General features: G+C 36.9%; 15 protein-coding genes, 3 pseudogenes and 1 other annotated feature. Of the genes and pseudogenes, 13 read left to right on the forward strand and 5 right to left on the reverse strand.

What is annotated here, in order from left to right; all coding sequences use genetic code 11:
- Positions 1-78: 78 nt before the first annotated feature.
- Positions 79-987 (reverse strand): annotated as a pseudogene (locus tag FTT89_RS02360) (IS256 family transposase); the annotation flags it as partial.
- 47 nt (positions 988-1034) lie between these two features.
- Between FTT89_RS02360 and FTT89_RS02365 the strand changes: the two are divergent.
- The 3 genes and pseudogenes from FTT89_RS02365 to FTT89_RS02375 form a co-directional block, all read left to right on the forward strand.
- Positions 1035-1757, forward strand: a pseudogene (locus tag FTT89_RS02365) (IS3 family transposase); the annotation flags it as partial.
- Positions 1323-1439 (forward strand) — a sequence feature (AL1L pseudoknot). Its footprint overlaps the pseudogene before it by 117 nt.
- Before the next feature lie 551 nt (positions 1758-2308).
- Positions 2309-3550, forward strand: a complete 1242-nt coding sequence (gene ltrA, locus FTT89_RS02370; RefSeq protein ID WP_004826931.1) for a group II intron reverse transcriptase/maturase — start codon at positions 2309-2311, stop codon at positions 3548-3550.
- Positions 3551-3629: 79 nt separating this feature from the next.
- Positions 3630-4082: pseudogene (locus tag FTT89_RS02375) on the forward strand (IS3 family transposase); the annotation flags it as partial.
- A gap of 155 nt (positions 4083-4237) precedes the next feature.
- On the opposite strand, the gene FTT89_RS02380 reads toward FTT89_RS02375, so the two are convergent.
- A complete protein-coding gene (locus tag FTT89_RS02380) occupies positions 4238-5485 on the reverse strand; it encodes an integrase family protein (protein ID WP_019384262.1) in 1248 nt (415 codons plus the stop codon).
- 392 nt (positions 5486-5877) lie between these two features.
- Here FTT89_RS02380 and FTT89_RS02385 point away from each other — a divergent pair, with 392 nt between their 5' ends.
- A complete protein-coding gene (locus tag FTT89_RS02385) occupies positions 5878-7098 on the forward strand; it encodes a tyrosine-type recombinase/integrase (RefSeq protein WP_168398659.1) in 1221 nt (406 codons plus the stop codon).
- Between the two features lie 1768 nt (positions 7099-8866).
- Positions 8867-9409 carry a hypothetical protein gene (locus tag FTT89_RS14505; RefSeq protein WP_242898250.1) on the forward strand — a complete coding sequence of 181 codons (543 nt, stop codon included), beginning with the start codon at positions 8867-8869 and terminating at the stop codon, positions 9407-9409.
- Positions 9410-9805: 396 nt separating this feature from the next.
- Here FTT89_RS14505 and FTT89_RS02395 read toward each other — a convergent pair whose 3' ends face one another.
- Complete coding sequence (locus tag FTT89_RS02395) at positions 9806-10144, reverse strand: helix-turn-helix transcriptional regulator (RefSeq protein WP_104500637.1); 339 nt, start codon at positions 10142-10144, stop codon at positions 9806-9808.
- Between the two features lie 126 nt (positions 10145-10270).
- On the opposite strand from FTT89_RS02395, the gene FTT89_RS02400 reads away from it, so the two are divergent.
- The 8 genes from FTT89_RS02400 (at position 10271) to FTT89_RS02435 (ending at position 16933) form a co-directional block, all read left to right on the forward strand.
- Positions 10271-10993 (forward strand): hypothetical protein, encoded by a 723-nt coding sequence (locus tag FTT89_RS02400; protein WP_180006811.1) that lies wholly within the window; start codon positions 10271-10273, stop codon positions 10991-10993.
- A 116-nt stretch (positions 10994-11109) separates the two neighbouring features.
- Positions 11110-11763, forward strand: a complete 654-nt coding sequence (locus tag FTT89_RS02405) for a hypothetical protein (protein ID WP_180006810.1) — start codon at positions 11110-11112, stop codon at positions 11761-11763.
- A gap of 11 nt (positions 11764-11774) precedes the next feature.
- Positions 11775-12272: a hypothetical protein gene (locus FTT89_RS02410; protein ID WP_104500634.1), complete on the forward strand. Its 498-nt coding sequence runs from the start codon at positions 11775-11777 to the stop codon at positions 12270-12272.
- A gap of 54 nt (positions 12273-12326) precedes the next feature.
- On the forward strand, positions 12327-12884 hold the full coding sequence (locus FTT89_RS02415; RefSeq protein ID WP_104500633.1) for a hypothetical protein: 558 nt from the start codon (positions 12327-12329) through the stop codon (positions 12882-12884).
- A gap of 124 nt (positions 12885-13008) precedes the next feature.
- Positions 13009-14370, forward strand: a complete 1362-nt coding sequence (locus tag FTT89_RS02420) for a hypothetical protein (protein WP_228289038.1) — start codon at positions 13009-13011, stop codon at positions 14368-14370.
- The gene (locus FTT89_RS02425; RefSeq protein WP_180007119.1) at positions 14367-14828 is read left to right on the forward strand and encodes a hypothetical protein; all 462 of its coding nucleotides are present in this window, start codon (positions 14367-14369) and stop codon (positions 14826-14828) included. The genes FTT89_RS02420 and FTT89_RS02425 overlap by 4 nt, the downstream gene beginning before the upstream one ends.
- 102 nt (positions 14829-14930) lie before the next feature.
- On the forward strand, positions 14931-16181 hold the full coding sequence (locus FTT89_RS02430; RefSeq protein ID WP_257229679.1) for a hypothetical protein: 1251 nt from the start codon (positions 14931-14933) through the stop codon (positions 16179-16181).
- Positions 16182-16675: 494 nt separating this feature from the next.
- Entirely contained in the window at positions 16676-16933 is a 258-nt protein-coding gene (locus tag FTT89_RS02435) for a hypothetical protein (RefSeq protein WP_225876417.1), read from the forward strand.
- Between the two features lie 112 nt (positions 16934-17045).
- Here the strand turns inward: FTT89_RS02435 and FTT89_RS14510 are convergent, their stop codons facing one another.
- Together FTT89_RS14510 and FTT89_RS02445 are read right to left on the reverse strand one after the other, a co-directional pair.
- Positions 17046-17450 carry an IS66 family insertion sequence element accessory protein TnpB gene (locus FTT89_RS14510; protein WP_227523651.1) on the reverse strand — a complete coding sequence of 135 codons (405 nt, stop codon included), beginning with the start codon at positions 17448-17450 and terminating at the stop codon, positions 17046-17048.
- A gap of 72 nt (positions 17451-17522) precedes the next feature.
- Positions 17523-18881: an NAD(P)-binding domain-containing protein gene (locus tag FTT89_RS02445; protein WP_005177227.1), complete on the reverse strand. Its 1359-nt coding sequence runs from the start codon at positions 18879-18881 to the stop codon at positions 17523-17525.
- Positions 18882-19306: the final 425 nt, after the last annotated feature.

Consider the following 19306-nt stretch of genomic DNA (forward strand, 5'->3'; position numbering starts at 1 on the left):
ACTGTAAATAAAACTGTGTAAACGCTTAAACTATCCCTCAACTGAAGAGGGTGTAAATAATTCTGTGTAAATACAGTTTTAAAAATACTTGGTTACACGCTCTTCAAACATGATACTAAAGCGATTCATAGCAGCTTTCCAATTCTGAATAGGCATCGTCCATTTTTTGCTTGCTGCCATAATTGCTAAATATACCACCTTTTTCACGGAATCATCAGTTGGGAAGATTTTTCTTTTCTTGGTTGCATGGCGGATAACGCTGTTCAATGATTCAATCGCATTCGTCGTGTAAATCGCTTTGCGAATATCCATAGAATAAGCGAAAAACGTGTTTAGATTCGACCAGTTGGCAAGCCATGACTTGCTGATTTGAGGATACTTCTCATCCCATTTTTGTCCAAATTCATCTAAAGCTTGTAAGGCTGCGTCTTCTGTAACAGCTTGATATATCTTTTTTAAATCGGCTGTGACAGCTTTGTAGTCTTTCCAACTCACATATTTAAGATTGTTGCGTACCATGTGGATGATACACAACTGAATATGCGTATCAGGGTAAATTGTATTGATCGCATCAGGAAAGCCTTTCAGTCCATCTACGCAGGCAATCAGAATATCCTTTAAACCACGATTTTTCAGTTCTGTAAGGACTGAGAGCCAAAATTTAGAACCTTCGTTTTCTGACATCCACATACCTAATAAGTCTTTCTGTCCGTCTGTATTGACACCTAATGCTAGATACACCGCTTTGTTAATAATCGTACTATCTTGACGCACTTTCACCACGATACAATCCATATAGACAATAGGATAAAGGGCATCCAATGGTCGATTTTGCCATTCTATTACTTGTTCTTTAACTGCATCCGTCACTTTGGAAATAAGCGTTGGGGAGACATCCGCATCGTACATTTCCTTGAATGTAGCAACAATATCTCGTGTCGTCATGCCTTTGGCGTATAGGGATAGGATTTGGCTATCCATTTGTGAACCGTACCGGGTTTGTCGGAGACCACTTTTCTTGAGAGAATGTCCCGATGAAAAAAGTAAAATACACCCCTGAAATCAGAGATAGAGCGGTTCAATTATTGATTGAATCCGAAAAAGATTATCCATCGAATTGGGCTGCAATCACAGCTATTGCACCTGAGCAGCATGCTGCGCAAGGGTTGTACTCCTGAAACACTTCGTGTTTGGTATCAAAAATATTTAGATAAACAAAATCCAGTTAAAGTACAGCAGCTTTCAGACCAAGAACGTATCAAACAACTCGAACGCGAAAATAAAGAACTGCAACGCGCCAATGAGATTCTACGTAAAGCAGCCGCTTTTTTCGCCCAGGCGGAGCTCGACCGCCCACACTAATAATGGTGGATTTTATCCAGAACAATAAAGATCGATATGGTGTTGAAGCGATTTGTAGAATTTTACCGATTGCAGCTTCGACCTATTATCGGGCTTTAGATCTCGTTGATAACCCAGAACATCGAGCGAAACGTGCTCTGCATGATTTACATCATGCAGAGCAAATCAAACATATTTGGAAAGAAAGTTTAGGTCGATATGGTGTGCGTAAGGTCTGGCAACAATTGAAACGTGAAGGTTATGTTATCGCACGTTGTACAGTTGCTCGATTGATGCAGAAGCTAGGTATACAAGGTGTTTGGCGTGGTAAGAATAAACAAACCACCCGTAGCCGAGATGATCAAAAACGAGCAGATGACTTAGTAAAACGCAATTTTAATGCAGATCATCCTGACCCTTGCGAAGCAGTGCTTCTCAGGTCGCTGACTTCAGTGTGCCGCAGCAAGCGGCGTAAGAGATGAGGGTATGGCCCCTCGCTATCGGCTTGCAGGAGCAGGTAGCAAACCACCATAAGCGGCTTGGATCAAAAGTCCCGGTCGTGAGCGTTATGGAAAAGGCATCGTAGAGATGTCAGGTAAGAATTAGGAAGGCGAACAACAGTGAACTGCCGTTCAAGTGTCGAAAGTACTCAAATGACATCAAAACCGGGGATGGAAGTTACCCCGCGATTAGTTTGGCCGTTACCTGCTTACGGGCCATTCGGTGTCCGGCGTAGAGGCAGCGCGATCCTAATTCAGGCTCTTACGTTGAACTGCGGGAACCTTCGGTGGCGATGTCAAGCGAAAGGCACAAGCTCAAAAGGCAAGGCTGATAATAGCAATGCGTCACCAAGGGGCGGAGCAACTCGTAGTAGTGTTGAAGTTACTGTAATGGTAATGGAGCGAAGGGGTTGCATTATCCAGGTCTACGGATTTGTCAACTGTGCAAGCAGGAGGAGCAAAACTTTATGACCAAACCATTTAACATTCCTAAAGCGTTAATCTGGGAGGCATTTAAAAAAGTCAAAGAGAATGGTGGCGCTCCAGGCGTTGATCATGAATCTATTGAGCAATTCGAAAAGCATTTAAAGAACAACCTATACAAACTATGGAATCGACTTTGTTCTGGCAGTTATTTTCCACCGCCAGTTAAGGCTGTTCCGATTCCAAAGAAGTCAGGTGGCGTGCGTATACTAGGTATTCCAACAGTTGCAGATCGAGTCGCGCAAACAGCAGTTAAGCTCTTATTAGAGCCGAAAATTGATCCATTATTTCATCCAAACTCATATGGATATCGTCCGGGGCGTTCTGCCCATGATGCAATTGCGATAGTGAGGAGACGAAGTTGGGATTATGACTGGGTTGTGGAATTTGATATCAAAGGTCTCTTTGATAACATCGACCATGATTTACTAATGCGTGCACTCAAGAAACACTGTGAAATTCCATGGATTCTTTTATATGTGCAACGTTGGTTAAAAGCACCAATGCAACACATAAATGGCCATCTTTTAGAAAGGAATCGCGGCACACCACAAGGTGGTGTTGTGAGTCCTTTATTGGCGAATTTATTTATGCATTATGCTTTTGATATGTGGATTACGAAACATCTTCAAAGTGTACGGTTCTGCCGTTATGCAGATGATGGCGTAATTCATTGTCGGAGTTTATCTCAAGCCAAACTTGTTTTACAAAAGATCGATGCACGATTTCGTGAATGTGGTCTCGAATTGCATCCAGACAAGACAAAGATTGTTTATTGCCAAGATATTAATCGTCGTAAAGCATATCCCGATGTTCAATTTACTTTTCTCGGGTACACGTTTAGGCCCCGTAAGGCTGTGGACAAGTATAAAAGAGTTTATGTAAATTTCTCTCCTGCAGTCAGTCGTGATGCACTTAAAGCAATGCGACAGACTATTCGGAAATGGCATCTACATCTGATGTGTAATCGCGAATTAAGTGATTTATCTGCAATATTCAATCCAATTCTTCAAGGTTGGCAGCAATACTATGGTCGATTCCATGGTTCAGCAATGTCAGCGATCTGGCAACACATGAATGCTTATCTTATACGCTGGATGAGGCGTAAGTATAAAAACTTGGCCCGTCATAAAAGACGGGCTAGATATGCCTTAGGGCGACTTGCGCGTGATTTTCCAAATGCCTTTGTGCACTGGAAAATGGGATGTTTACCATCGGTTGGATAATGGGAGCCGGATGAGCTGAGAGGTTCATGTCCGGTTCTGCGAGGGGCTAAGGGTGAAATTCCCTTGGTCTACTCACCCTTATATTCGCACATGGCAAGGCTGGTTATATCTGGCTGTGGTTCTTGATTTATATTCAAAGAAAGTGATCGGTTGGTCAATGAAATCTACGCTTGCCAAAGATATCGTACTTGATGCTCTACTCATGGCAGTATGGTGACGCAGACCTAATGAACCTGTGATCATACATTCAGACCAAGGCTCACAATACAGTAGCGGAGACTGGCAAAAATTCTGTCAGAAGCATAACTTAATACCTAGCATGAGCCGCAGAGGAAACTGCTGGGATAATGCCGTTGCAGAATCCTTTTTTAGTAGCTTAAAGAAGGAAAGAATTAAAAAGAGAATTTATAAAACACGCGAAATGGCGCGTGCGGATGTGTTTGATTACATCGAGATGTTTTACAATCGAATCAGGCGCCATTCGCATCTTGATGGGATGAGTCCAGAAGCATTCGAGGTAGCTTCAAAATGAGGCTACTTCAATGTCTAGGATACTGGGAGCAGTCCAGAATGATGATTTGGAAACGGCTTTGTTGCATAAAGATTTGAAATGCAAAGCGCCCTAATTGAGCCGAATTTAAGGCGTAACTTGGGCAAGTGGTCGACCTAATTCCGTGTCGAGGTATTTCAATTAATGCCATTTCGCACTTGTTGCAAAATCCAGTCCTCATATTCTTGCAGTGTTTCTCGTAGCATATCCATAGGTCGTACGATATAGTGTCTTTCAACTAATGCACTTGGTTTATGACCTGATATCTGTGCTAAAGATCCTTCATTGATTTTTGCCCAAATAGCTAACGTTTTATATGATCTCCTCAATCCATGGGGAGTAAGTTCAATATTTAGTTTTTTACATATTTTCTCTAAGCTATCGTAAGGATTAACAATATGGCCACATTCAGCGCCCTTACTGCTAAATATGAATTTAGAATCAGAATTTTTCTTTAGTTCTAATAATAAGCTTTCAACATATCCAGTTAGAGGGATTAGGCGACCTTCATCTTCAATTTTATCTCTGACTTTTGCTGTTTTCCAACGAAAATCAACATCTGTCCATTTTAATGAAAGCAGCTCATTCTTTCGGCAACCAGTGATTAAACTACATATTAAAAAAATCGCAATTTTTCTACTGGTTAACTTATTTACCTCTTCAAACCATGGTTTTAGATGTTGTTTCATCAAACAATCATTTTTGGCTTTGGGAGAAGGCACTTTATCTTTAACTTTTTTAGAGTTGTATGATTTTAGAGGAACTAAGTTTTCATAATCCTCATGTTCCTCACACCAATTTAGGAAAGCTCGTGTAAGTCGGTATGCTTTAGCTGATGTTGTTGGACGGAAGTTATTGTGATCAAGCCAATCGCAAAATACATCTGCAGTCAATTCAGAAAGTTTATACTCAAAGAGTTGAAAAATGGGTTGACTAGTATAAACACTATTATTTTCAGGATCGTAACCACCTCTAGATAATTCGATGTGGTCCTGATAGCTTCTTGGTCGCCAATTAGGTTGTCTTGCTTTTAAATATTCAAACCATACATCTTTAAATTTAATAGTTTTACGCTTTTCTTGTTTTAGCAGTTCTTTATTATCAGCTAAAGCTTTCTTACGCTCGATTAATGGGTCAATCCCTTTATGGCACATAATCGCCAATTCTTGTGCATATTTACGAGCATCATCTAATTTCCATATATCAACGTCACCAATTTTGATACGACGGTTTTGAAGACCAATACGACCTTGGAAAATGTAGCTTTTATTATTTTTAGGTGTAACTTTAACACCAAATCCAGGTGTTTTCTCATCCCAAAAGAAAGTTGGTTTAGTTTGGTCTGAGCAATCAATTTTATCAATTGTGGGTTTTGTTAGTTTCATTCTAGTAAGCGTCTGGTAAGCAAGTAGTAAGCAAAATCAATATATATTAATCAACAAAAAGAGTGAATAATAAAATTTTAAAATTATATAAATATATGATAATATTGATTTTATATCTGCAGCTTGTTGATTTTTAATTGCTATGTTAACGGACTCATAATCCGTTGGTCGACAGTTCAAGTCTGTCTGGGCCCACCAGTTTTTTGTAATCATATGCACAGTTTTGTAATGATTTGATATATAAACCCATGAATTATAATGATTCATGGGTTTTTTATTTCTGCTTTTTGCACAACTATGTTTGGCTATGCACAGCTTTATTTGACCCTCTTGTGTATCCAATCTTGTATCCGATACTCTTTCTGCATTACTCGGATACAAGAGATTTTGTTATGAAAAGAGCGGCTTTAGATAACATCAAACAAATCAAAGATACCCATCTTCTCAATCTTGAACCTGAGGATAAGGAGTATCGTATTTCATGTGATGCTGGGCTTTATTTTCGTGTATCACCAAAAGGGAAAAAAACTTGGCAAGTCCGCTTTAAGGATGAGGCGGGGAAGTGGAAATGGCACAGTATTGGAAGTTATCCGCAGTTATCGCTTGTAGCAGCTAAACTTGAAGCTTCAACTATTTTTCTTAAGTTACAGCAAAATGAAAAAGTATTAACAAAAAAAGAAATTGAATTGCAAAAGATTGAGGAACAACAACTTAATTTAAAAAGCTTGATGTATGACTGGCTTGATACTAAGAAAACAACTTGGGCTGCAATAACAATAAAGAAAGAAACTCAATCAATTGAAAAACGTATCTTATCTGTTTTTGGTGAATTGGATTTCACCAAAATTTCACCTCAACAATGGCTGACATTTTTTCAGGATATGCTTAGAAGTGAAAGTATTTACAATCGTGTAGAGAAACTAGTTTCACATTGTCGCAATGCCTATGATCTTGCAAAGTTTCATGGACAAATAGAGTCGAACCCTTTGGATGGAATTTTGAAGTATCTTGATAAAGGTAGTAAAGGGAATATGAAGCATGTCAGTCTTCAGGAACTGCCCGAATTGGTGCAGTCTATTCGAAGCTATAGAAATTCGCATACAGCAATTGCTTTAGAGTTACTTGTTATTCTTTTCCCGCGACCACAAGAATTGCGCTATGCAAAATGGCAAGATTTTGACTTTGAGAAAAAAATCTGGATAAAGCCTGCCGAAACAATGAAATGTGGTATTACCCATGTTGTACCTTTACCAAAACAGGCAATAGAACTGTTATTTAAATTAAAAGAAATTAGGACAGTATCGGATTTTTTATTTCCTAGCAGAGATAGCCTTATACAGCCAATGAGTGAAGCAACTTTAAATAATGCTTTGAAAAATCTAGGCTATCGAGGCCGTCAAAGTCCACATGGATTTAGACATATTGCAAGTACTGCCTTAAATAATCAATTCAGTGATAAAGAGCAGGTTATTGAAGCTTGTTTAGCGCATAAAAAACAGGGTGTAAAAGCTGTTTATGACAAAGCTACACATTTAGAAGAACGAATTGAAATTATGCAATGGTGGGCCGACTATCTCAGTAATGTTACTGATAACATTAAAGCCGTAGCATAATTTTTTAATAAGACAAGGCTCGTCCCTAAGGGATCGAGCCTAATGCATTTGTTAACGCTCTTTGTTGAGCAGATGATTACGCCTGTACTGGCGGTTCAATTTTTTCATGCCGACTTAGGCCATATTCCATTTCATATTTCTACTGCTAGGCAATAGTTTTATGCTTGTCTAATCTGGAAGAACAAGCCACGATTTTTTTCATGCTGGTGTAGCATTATCCTGATTTAAGTTTCAGGCAAACCCGTATAAGTTTATTTTCATCAGTGACCAAACTTCAGAATACTTACACTGTACCAATCTCGGCCTAGTCAGAGAGACCAATCCCCGACTGAGAAACACGACCAGTGTTTCATTAACCTTTCTTTTCTACATATTGTCCAACATGCTCACGCATGTGCCGACTCAAGTTTTCGCAATGAGCATCCCGACTGAAAAAATCGAAATGTTTTAGGATTCGCTTTAAGCTAGCTATCTCATTTAATACAAATCTTACTATGAAGATTTGTATCACAATTTCCGCAAGTAAATACTTGCTTTATATGCGCTACTCACCATCGCTCCCACACTGAAAAAATACAGCAGACTTTTAACCAATTTAAGCCTTTTTATTCAGTGCTTCCCAAGTTATTTCAAAGTGTCTTAATGTGCAGACCGTTTATCCTCTCGCCTGAATACATGCTTCCTGTTTCCCCCGACCGTAGTTCCTTAAAAAATATCGGGATATGATGTATACACAACTTTGTAAAGGGTAAAACTCTTACACTCCAATCAGCATCTATCGATTAATGCCGTTACACGTTTAAGCTATCCAGCGACCCATTCAGCTTGCGCAAAATGGTGCCAGCTTTTCCAGCGTTAGCCTCAAAGCCCTAGTACCTTACGGCACTCTCAGCAGCCATCGTGATTGGAAATGAGCATACTTTTCCAAGTAAAAAAACTTGTTCGATCAAGCATACACATTCAGCTATTAACGGAGACTATCGCACATCCTATGCTGCTCCTGACTGTATCACTTTGAACAGGGTTTCAATGTTCCACTATTTTCATAATTTCACACCTAACTTGGCTATTACTAACCAAATGACCATTTCACGATAAATCGCTTATAGGCTCCCGTTTCCTTGTCGCCCAACCACTTTTTATTTGCTTGGAACTCTTAAAAAGTGAATGAACGGATAGAAAAAGGATATTGCAATCCTCTAGCCCCCGTTGCAACGTACCGAGCGAGGTTTCCCCAGCAGTCCGCTACATCGGCAATATGAAGATGGTTAGTCTTATATTCAGGGCAATATGTATCAAAGTTTTTGAATGGTGGTCAGCCATTCAAACCACTTCAAAAAAAGAAAGTTGGAATGGATGGTCAATCCACAATTCGATTGATATGCAGTCATATTATCAAAGTTAATTTAATATATCAATAATATTGATATATTATTTAAACAAGTATAAGATTTGCTGATCAAGGTTCGTAATGCGCACTAGGAACTACTTTATTGTCACCTTACAACGTGAGGTGACAGTGCTAGCGCAATTTGATTAATGCTGATTGCTGACGCACTCAGCAAAATGGGAAATGTAGAGAAAATTATTGTTGATGAACAATTCAAAAATGGATGAAGAAATTTGGACTTAAGTGGATTGTTGATTGACATGAAAAGTGCATAGTTGGATGACATAAAATGATTGATTACAGCCCCACACAAAATACACCGCACAAAAAATTCAAGATAAGGTCACAAGAGGATCATATTTTTACTGCAAATTTATAGTGCAAACTGAGTTAGGTAAAATTGATATTGAAAAAATTATTCATAAATTAACCGAACGATACGCATTAAATTTAACCAGTCGGCAAAGAACCTATCGATTAAAACAAGGATTACCTGTTGCTGATCTCATTGTTCAAGACATTCTTTATAAAGATGAGTGGTTATTTATCTTGTTGATCAAAACCCCTAATAGCCATCGTCACAGCAAAGAAACCATAGGCAAAGTGACTTCAACAACTAGTTCAGCATATACATCAAAAGATAAAATTGCTGAACTTGAACCTGTTATCTGGGACAAAATTACAGTCGGGCAAGAATTAACTTTTATCCGTCATTACTATAAAGACAATGAACAATTTAATTTCATATTGAATAAACCCTATTTAAGCTTGGATTTTGGAAAATATGAGGCTGAATTAGTACGGTTAAGCCATAAAAAGTATGCTGAACATCAAACTAAGTTTTACCGTAAAAGTAATAAGAATTTCTCATGGACGTGGCGATTTAAGAAAACTGAAGTAGAGAAACAAAAAAAGAATTAACCCAAATTCTCAATCGAGTGATTTCACAGAAAGATCAGACCAAAGCGCTCAATGATCTTCTTGCATGGCAGAATTATTTTAAAGTTTATGCAGTATTCAGAGGCAATCGACAGCAGGCGGGACGTTTATATACTTTCGGGAAACTATTCTTTTTCAGTCGGAAAAGACAACGATGGGATCAGGCACAAATGCCGACGATGGACTTAACAATCATCGCGCGGTATGAAACCTATGCGGATTCTTATACTGAGTATTGTATGCGTAGATATTTTTATGAATCCTTTGAAGTTGAACTTCCACGAGAGATTTCAACAAAGGGAAATTGGCAGTTAATCAGTGAATACATTGAAATATAGGGTTTATGAAAAAATATCAAATATGCTTATATTTTAAATATTATATATTTTTTTTTCTGATATCTAAGGCTGTTTGATTAATAAAATCTAATACTTCTTTCTGCTGTAATTCAGTTAAAAAATGGAGTTTTGTAACAAGTTCTGCCATTAAATTATCTTCAATAAAGAAGTAAGCTACAGGCACTTCTAAAACTTCAGCTATTTTTGTAGCCATCAGAAGATCAGGCGCATATTTTCCTGTTTCATATTGATTCATTCGAGCACTAGCCGAAGCTTCATCAATGCCAGCAAGTATTCCCAATCGTTCTTGAGAAAGCTTCTTCGCTTTGCGAGCAACCTTTAGACGCATTGAAAATACATTGGATTTTTTGCGTTCCATATGTTTAATAATCAATTTAAAACTAAGATTTTCTTAGTTTTAAATTGATAAATTACTAAGAATTGCTTAGTACTATGATCGGCATAGCTATACTTTATAATATTGATCCAACACTTAGAGGGTAAAATGGATAAGAATTTTTTATTTTTAGCGATTTCTTTCGCCTTAATTAATGTAACAGGGTGTCAACATATCCAAACAGCAGCAGACAGTACGGTAGGTGCTATATCGAAAGGAGTAAACGCCTATGATGGCTGGGTAAGTAAAGGTACTCAACGCGTATGGGATGAAATGTCAAATAAAGAAATACGAAACAAATTTTTAGTCCTTTCAAATAACTCTAATAATAATGTAATTGTTCTAAACCCATCATTGATCAATGATAAATTTAAATTAGAAAAACGTACAATGGGTTCAATTCATTTAGAAAAATATATTAATCATGAAGCAAATTTTAATGAAGCGAATCGAAAAATTAACAATGGTATTTATATTTCAGAAAAAGATTTAGCTTCAAAAATGTTTATTGAGCAAGCATTGGCTCAAGGGCATCAAGTTCGTATGTATAAAAAAAATATTAATAGAGATTTGAATAATGGATTAGTACAATCGATTACAGAATTTAATGGTGCTCAAAATCGTTATGATGTTGATCCTGCCTTTGTTGAATTTGATAAAAATGGCAGTCCTGTAGCCATTATGACACGCTCATGGCAAACAATCTCAGCCATAGGTGTTGATAGTCGCATATACACTAATATTTATTTTGCTCAAGATGCTCTACGTTGGTTTGAAAATAATTTTTCAAACCGCTATCTAGAAGACTCTTTAATTCGTGTATATAAATAGAAAAACTTTTTTATGAATAGATATGTCATTGTTTTTTCTTTCTAGAGCTAATAATCTTCTGCGGATTTTGAGTTAAATACTCTAACTTTTTAATATTTATAAGAGACTTTTTAATTATGCTTAAAATTAGATCAACATTGTTAATACTTACTTCAACTCTTTTAATAGTCAGTTGCTCAAAAGATAATAATACCCATGTTCAATCACAAAGTCAGAGTAATGAAAATAAAGCTATTGAGAAAGTAGCTGAAAAAATAGAACCAGAAGATGATCCTACTTTAAAAGGTACACCTGTTTTAGGCTTTAAGTTAAGGGATTCGACCTTTGATTCAGTAAAGAAACGATTAAATAATTATATAATAAATGGGGAGTCTTATGCTGGAGGGCCAGTTTTAGAAAATGATGGATCTGGCTTTGATATAGATGGTTTGCTATTTACTCAGTTTGGTTTTGATAAAAATCAAAAGTTAGTTTATGTGTGGATGACACTAAGTGAAAATAATCATATGTCAAAAGAGACATACAAAAAAATTGTGAGTTATGTGCAGAAAAATAATTACAAAATTATTAGTGAAAAAGCCCCTTTTGTTGGCGACCAAGAAACAGTATTCTTTACACCAAACAATGAAATGATTACAGTTAGCGCTCCACATATGGGGGGCTTTAAAGTAAATATTGAATATGTTACTCAAGAATTTGAACAGCAAAGAACTCAAATAACTCAAGAAAGCCAACAGAAAAAAAACCAGTCAGAAGCGGCTAATTTTTAAGGAGTACATGTGTGAAAAAATCAATACTACTCGCGGCATTTTTCATATTTTTTACTGCAAGAGCAGAAGCAACAACCCTTCAGCAGCAGATTAATAACCGTATACAAGTATCTATAAAAAATTTGAATTTAGAAAGCAAAAAATATGCTACTGATTCAGACTATTTTAAATTTTCTCTAAAATCTAAGGAAGTTATCACTGTTGATATTAATCACGATGGAATTAAAGATAAAATTATAGTACTTAATTTTTGTGAAGAAACGAATTGCCATCCAACAACAATGAGTTCAGAAGTAGCCGTTTTTATTGGTAAAAAAGATCAAAAATTTAACTTCTTAGACTCAAAATATTTTGCTGTGACAGCGAGTATTCAAAAAGATAAGAAGGGACATATTAACGTTCATCAATATGATTATTTTGAGGATGACGGACATTGCTGTCCTAGTCGTTTAACTAAATTTAATCTTACCGTTAAAAATGGGAAATTAATTTCTAGTAAAATAAATTAAATCTATTAAATTCAGAATCTCATTCTAACTTAATGTGCTCTAGGATATTTTTTTATGTATCAGTTTATTAATACGGCTTTAATATTGTGTGTAACAGTAGCATCTTCATCTGTAATGGCAGCACCACAACTATTTAATGTAGAGCTAAAAGGTGCAACACGTGATCAAATTCGCTCAGCATTGCAAAATACCAATGTTAAAGTGGTTCGTGAAGACAACAACTATTGGATAGATAAATACAATTCTAATGCTGTATTGGAAGGTACTACAGAATTAAATTTTGGATATACATCCAATGGAAAATTTGCTTATGCAGAATATAAATTTCCTGTATTCATGGACTCAGGAAAAATTCTAGAGGTTGCAAATTTTGTTTCATCAAAATATGGAAAACCGAGCCAACGCTCAGGAAATCCTAGTCTCGGAGAAGCAAGTTTTACCTGGAATTTCAAAAATGGTATTAGTATCACGGCATATCGTGGTTGGCCTGATACTACAACGTATTTGAATTACACAGATAAAATAAATTATTCAAAAATGAACACTGAAATAGAAGCTGAACAAAAACGACAACTTCAACAGAAAGTGCAACAACAGGGATCTGCATTTTAAATGAAGACTTATTGTTGAGATGCTTCCTTTTTCCATATGGCTTTGTTGCACAAAGATTTCATAACTATATGATTTTAAAAGTTTTGATTATTTTTTGATCCAAAATTAAATTTATTTAAATCAGATGCTTACATATTTATGCAACAAAGCCGACGATAAATGGTATCAAGGCGCAATCCTTCCACATTTAACACAATCTGAAAGCGGAAAGTTTACAGAGATCAAGTTTAAATACCATCAAGCGCAAAGCTCCCCGATAGAAGAAAATAAAATCCAAAAAGTTTATATAAAAGAAGGTATGGAAGTTGGTTGGTTGTTGATTCGAGAAGATGAAACTGTCGATGCATTGTTAAAACGTATCTATGCATACCCTCCTACAGCAAAAGAATTTTCTATTTTTAAAAATAATAATGCCCATTTGCCAGAGTTATCAACCAATGGACCAATGACTGTGCTTAAGCCGTGTCAGGTGGTCATTTTATCAAATAAATATGGTAATGATCCTAAGCTGAGTGAATATAAGCGGTTAGCGAGCAGCGTCGAAGAAAAATTGAAGCTATTGAGAAAGTCCTCAAATTTTGATGCGGCATTTTTTGCTGCAAATTATGAACTTTTGTACGACTATTGGTCACATGCTACTGAAATGGCATTAGCCAATGTAAGTGACCAAAAGAAAGTCGTCACAGTTGATGAGTTTAGGAAGGAATACTGTCAAGGTGATGATGATCTACTAGATCAAGTTGAAGAAAGAACGGGGCAAATTGTAGATAGCGCTGAACAAAAAAGCGAGCGAGATAGAAAGCTTAAAAAGAATGAGCTTCTAGTCATGAAAGAAACATCACTAGAAAAAGTGATAAAAAGCAATGATGCGATTATGGCTGTTTATCAAAGTGAACAGCTAATGAAATCTAAATATTCGAACCCAAAGCATTTTTCAGATTTTAAGAAAAAATATGCCTCACTTTATAGCCAGTTGGGTACAGCACTCAAAGATATGCATATTGTTGAGCCTCAGACTCAAATTCCTTTAATGAGAAAGTATATGAAAACGGACTCTCTTATACGTTCAGATGCTGTACGAGGTGGTTTGAAGCATTACGATAAGATGATCGTCGATTTAGGGAAAATCAGTATCGGCTTAAGAATGGGTAAGCAATTGGTGGTTGGTTTAGGTGCTGCTATATTTTTTAAAAATACAATGGATGCCTATAACACGGGTGATATGGAACTTACAAAGAAAGTAGCTTTGATTGAAGGCAGTAAGATTGCAGGAGGTGTTGTTGGTGGTTGGGGTGGAAAAATAGTTGGTGGTGGTGTGGTTTATGTTATAGGGCTTGCTGCTGGTGCAGTTGGTTATACAATGACTTTACCTGTTTCCTTGACAATAACTGCCGTTGTAGTGGGGACAGGTATTATTGTGGGTGGTAAATATGGGAGTGAGCTACTCGAAGATTGGCAAAAGCAAAAGACAGGAATCTGTGAATGAACGATAAACTATTTAATTATGGATATTGGATTGCTTTTGGTTCAATGGGGTTAGGTCTTTTGCTGATGTTAGTTTTATATACATATAACTACATATTTATAAAGAAAAATAGTAAAGAGCTTTCTGAAAGAATCTATGGTATCGAAGAGTATTTAGATGAGGTGGGAGTTTCTTTTGAAAAGGTAATGCAACTAAATTTTATATTTTCCTTGATGTGGTTCTCATATTTTGTACAGCATAGATGTTTTAAACAGAAGATGTCATATTTCGCCAAACGTGGAGAAAAGAGTCCAAGCTTGTATCCAAACCTTTATCAGGATAATGTCATTTATTTATGTGAAAAGTTTGGAAAACAGATTATCAGAAATGAAGTTTTGTCTCTTGTCTCTCTTGTATTTATAACATCAATGTTTACATCGAAATATATAGCAAAATTTATTGTTTATTTAGGTTTTTAATACTTCTAAAAATAATTTGGTTACATATGTTAGTTTCTGTTTTCCTAACCATCACGGTTGTTGTGGGAGCAGGAACGATTGGCGATGGAATGCTTATTGAAGATGTATCAACTAAATAGAGTGTTAATGTATAAAATCAAATATCGGGGCGAGATCATTAAAACTCTTACAGCTAAAGCCTATCCTGAACCCAATAAATGGAGTTTTTTTGAGCTTAAGACGACAGTCAGAAAAACTGAAAACGTTAAAGAAAATATACAAGAAATACGAATCAATGACGGAGAGGTTGCTTGGTATTTGGTTAAAAAGTCTGAACCTATGATGACTTGGGCGCAGCGAGTATTTAAAAAGCCATTGACGGAAAAAGATTGGGGAGTTTTAAAAGCGAACAATCCACATTTGACTAATTTGGTCTCAATAGGTGTTTTGCAGCCTGGGCAGGTGGTAATTATCTCAAATTCAACCACGGCGAAGGAATTACCTGAATATAAAAAGCAAGCACAACAAGCGCATGACAATTTGGAGCAAATGAAGAAGGATGCAGATTTTGATGCGGTATTTTTCGCACAAAACTATGAATTTTTTTATGATGCACTACTGCAAGAAAACGCCAAGATTGTTAATAAAAATATCTTTGAAGAAAATGACCATCCCTTAACGATTAAATTTAATAAGCAAGAGGAGGATGGCTTTTTTGAGCAAAAGATGGCGGTTGATGGCTCTTTATCATTGGTTGAGGGGCAAGCGCACCGGGTTTATAGATTACATGGTGAACTCGCCCTAAAGTATGCAGAAGAACAAGCCAAAGGCTCAGGACTAGCAAACCCTAAAAACTTCACCCAGTTCAAACAGAAGTATGCAAACTTGTATAGGGAGTTAGATAACGAAGGAACTAAGAAATTCTTGCGTTGGGATCAGTCGATTAAAACTACCAATATGCGCCGTATGTTGAAGCAATCGGCATTGGTTAGAGACAATAACTTTAAAGGCGGACTCAAAGAATACGCCAAAGAAATGGGTAAAATAGGTAAGTTTGCGACACAACTAAAGATAGCCGGTTATGTGTCTATTGCTACGGATGTTGTAGGTTCAAGCATAAAAGTGTATGAAGCTGCACCAGAGGATAAAGCAAGAACAACAGTTGTTGAGACTGCTAAAGTTGGTGCTGGTATTGGTTTTGGAATTTATGCAAGTTATTTAATTGTCGGACTTGCGACAGGTGGAACAGGATTAATTGTTATTGGTATTGTTGCTGCTGGAGCTGCTATTGCCGCTAAAGGTACATCTGAGATTGCAGGTCACTATGCTGGTAAATCATACGATTTAGTTGAAAAAGTTATGGAAAATAAATGATAGAGTTTATTATTAAGTTATATAAAACTGAACCTACAACATTCATCGGAATGGTCGGGCTTTTATTCTTTATTTTATTGTGGATCTTCTTCATAAGTCTTTATATCTATACCAATATTTATCTAAAAGGAATTTGTAAAATTATATATAAGGATGAGAGAAAATTTAAAAGACTAATGGAACCATTTGATTTCTTTTATTTGAGTATGTTTCCCAGTGCTTACTGGAGAGAAATATCAAATATAAAATTTAATACCTCATTTAAAGCTTTTTATGGGAATGATAGATATCACAAAATAGCTGATTCACAGCTAAAAGAAATGTTGAAAAATTATCCCTTATTTTTTTATTTACATTATTTGGTTATTGTGTCAGGTATTTCAGGTACATTCCTCCTATTTTTTGCATACTTTTTAGAACAGTATCTTTAAAATTTAGAGTTCTATTGAAAACCGAGCTTAATGTCTCGGTTTTTTCTTAAAATAGCAGGCTATGTGTCTATTGCTACGGATATTGTAGGTTCGAGCATAAAAGTGTATGAAGCTGCACTAGAGGATAAAGCAAGAACGACAGTTGTTGAGACAGTGAAGTTAGGAACTGGAATTATTGCTAGTACATTTACAGCAGCATTAATTGTTGGTCTGGCTACAGGTGGCACAGGATTAATTATTATCGGAATTGTAGCAGTATCGGCTGCACTTGCTACGAAAGGTGCATCTGAGATTGCAGGATACGGGGCTGGGTATATATAGGCGCAATGCGGTTTGATCGAGCCAAAGGCTCTCAGCACCTGAGCCATGGCAGTATCCATACCCGCACGCATGTCCATCGGCTGGGTAGAGAGCCAGATTTCATCGATATGGATCATGTTGCAAGTGCCTTGAGTAATTCTGCTAAAGCAGATATTTCTGATACTTGCCATTTCAAGCCAATTTCTGCTTTTGAGTGGGGTAAAGTAATTTGAACCGTTAACATGTCAGTAGGAGTAGGATCTAATGGTGCAGAGCAAGATAAGGCAATAAATGCAGGTTTATTCGGTAGTGGTGAGCGATCATTCCCTGGCTTACCATCAATTAAGCGAATCCATTTGGATACAAGATTTGTATTCAATCCATGTTGCAAAGCGACCGAAGCAATTGAAACGTTCGGTGCTTTAAGGCAAAGGATTTCTTTCTTTGCTTCGAGAGGTTCATGTTCATCAGGGTTGTTACGTCGTAAAGGCTGTACGGCCTTATTTGTCTCGGAGAGTGGTGGCAGTCCAAACAACAAACCCCATGACCATAACTTATGGGGCTTGTTGGCTATTTTGCTGCGTATTGTGTGGCTTTTTGTGATTAAGCCTTACATCGCTTCACGCTGCGCTTCATCTTCCAAATAGCTTTCTAAAGAATCATCTAGCGCATATAACCATGGCGTGTGATGTGGCTTAGCCATTTTTCCAGTCATTACTGAGCGATAGACTTTATCTCTAAAGCCCATAATGTTTTCTTTTTTATGCTTTTTCCATTGCATGAAAATATCATGCACTGCATCAATATTGAATGATGGATAGTCCGTCTGCGCAATCAGGCGTTTGATGTAATCGCCTTGGAAGCGGGCAGATTGTTCATCGTTCAATAGGCGCTGCTCTTTTTCATGTAAGGTCTGCGTATGGCTCTGCATTTCTGCCGTGCTTGGTAAAGTAATTTTGCCCAAAATCACATCACGGACAAACCATGCTTGCGCATCGAACATATTGAAGGTGTACCATTGATCTTGCATGCCCAAGTAGAACAAGCGAGGATTCTTTTCCCACACCACACCCTGATATAAACCCTGCGGATAAAGGCAGTTATGTGTTCTGAGGCGTAGGTTATCTTCAATAAATGGGAAGTGGTGCAAATAGCCTGTGCATAAAATAATGGCATCAATTTTGGCAGATGTTCCATCACCAAAATAAGCAGTATTTTCATCTACACGCAGTAATTGTGGCTTTTCAGACCAGTTTTTAGGCCATTTAAAACCCATGGCTTTACTGCGATAGCAACTGTAAATTTGCTTAGCACCGTATTTATAACATTGTGAACCAATGTCTTCGGCAGAGTAGCTGCTGCCAACCAATAACACAGACTTACCTTTAAATTCCAGCGCATCACGGAAGTCGTGTGCGTGCAAAATGCGACCATGGAATTGATCAAAGCCTTCATAAACAGGAACACGTGGGGTAGAGAAGTGTCCAGATGCAACGACAACATAATCAAATTGTTCTGAATAGTGCTGTTGTTGTGCATAATCTTCGACATCTACCGTGAATTTTTGCGTTGTTTCATCATAGGCAATATGCTGAACGGCACTATTGAAACGGACTAAATCTTTGACCTGTGCTTTTTCTGCACGGCCTTTGATGTAATCCCACAGTACTGCACGTGGCGGATATGAAGCGATTGGTTTTTTGAAATGTTCATCAAAAGTATAATCGGCAAATTCTAGCGCTTCTTTGGGGCCATTTGACCATAAATAGCGGTACATACTGCCGTGGACAGGTTCCCCATGTTCATCTATACCAGTGCGCCAAGTATAGTTCCATAGCCCGCCCCAATCATTTTGTTTTTCGAAACATACAATTTCAGGAACTTGTAGACCTTTGGCCTTTGCTGACTGAAACGCTCTTAATTGGGCCATGCCACTTGGGCCAGCACCAATAATTGCAATTCGATCCATTGCTATCTCCATTAGTTTTGAGTTCTTAATTACCTCTCCAATTTTGAGTGTCACAATTTAGGATTTGAAATATAAGCATTATAAAGATAAGCAAATACAATCCTAAATTGAGCGATTAAAAATCTGTTCAAAATAGGATGTGAATTAAAAAAAAGAAAAAATAATAAAATGTGCTAAAGACAGTAAAAATTACCTAAGCAATTCATCTTTATAAAAAACACATTTTTTAAGAAAGCTGATCTTATCATAATTTTTGATTAATTGTGGCTTTGCTTAGTTATAAAAGTGAATTTAAAGTGACTTTGTTGCACAAACCTAGCATAGACGGCTTCTTCAGCAATATAATTTTCAAATGAAGAAGCCTACACACAAAATCTACCGCACAACCAATTGGCCCGCATATAACAGAGCTCTCATTAATCGTG

Source organism: Acinetobacter sp. YH01025 (assembly GCF_013420185.1).
In the GTDB taxonomy this organism is placed as follows: Bacteria; Pseudomonadota; Gammaproteobacteria; order Pseudomonadales; family Moraxellaceae; genus Acinetobacter; species Acinetobacter indicus.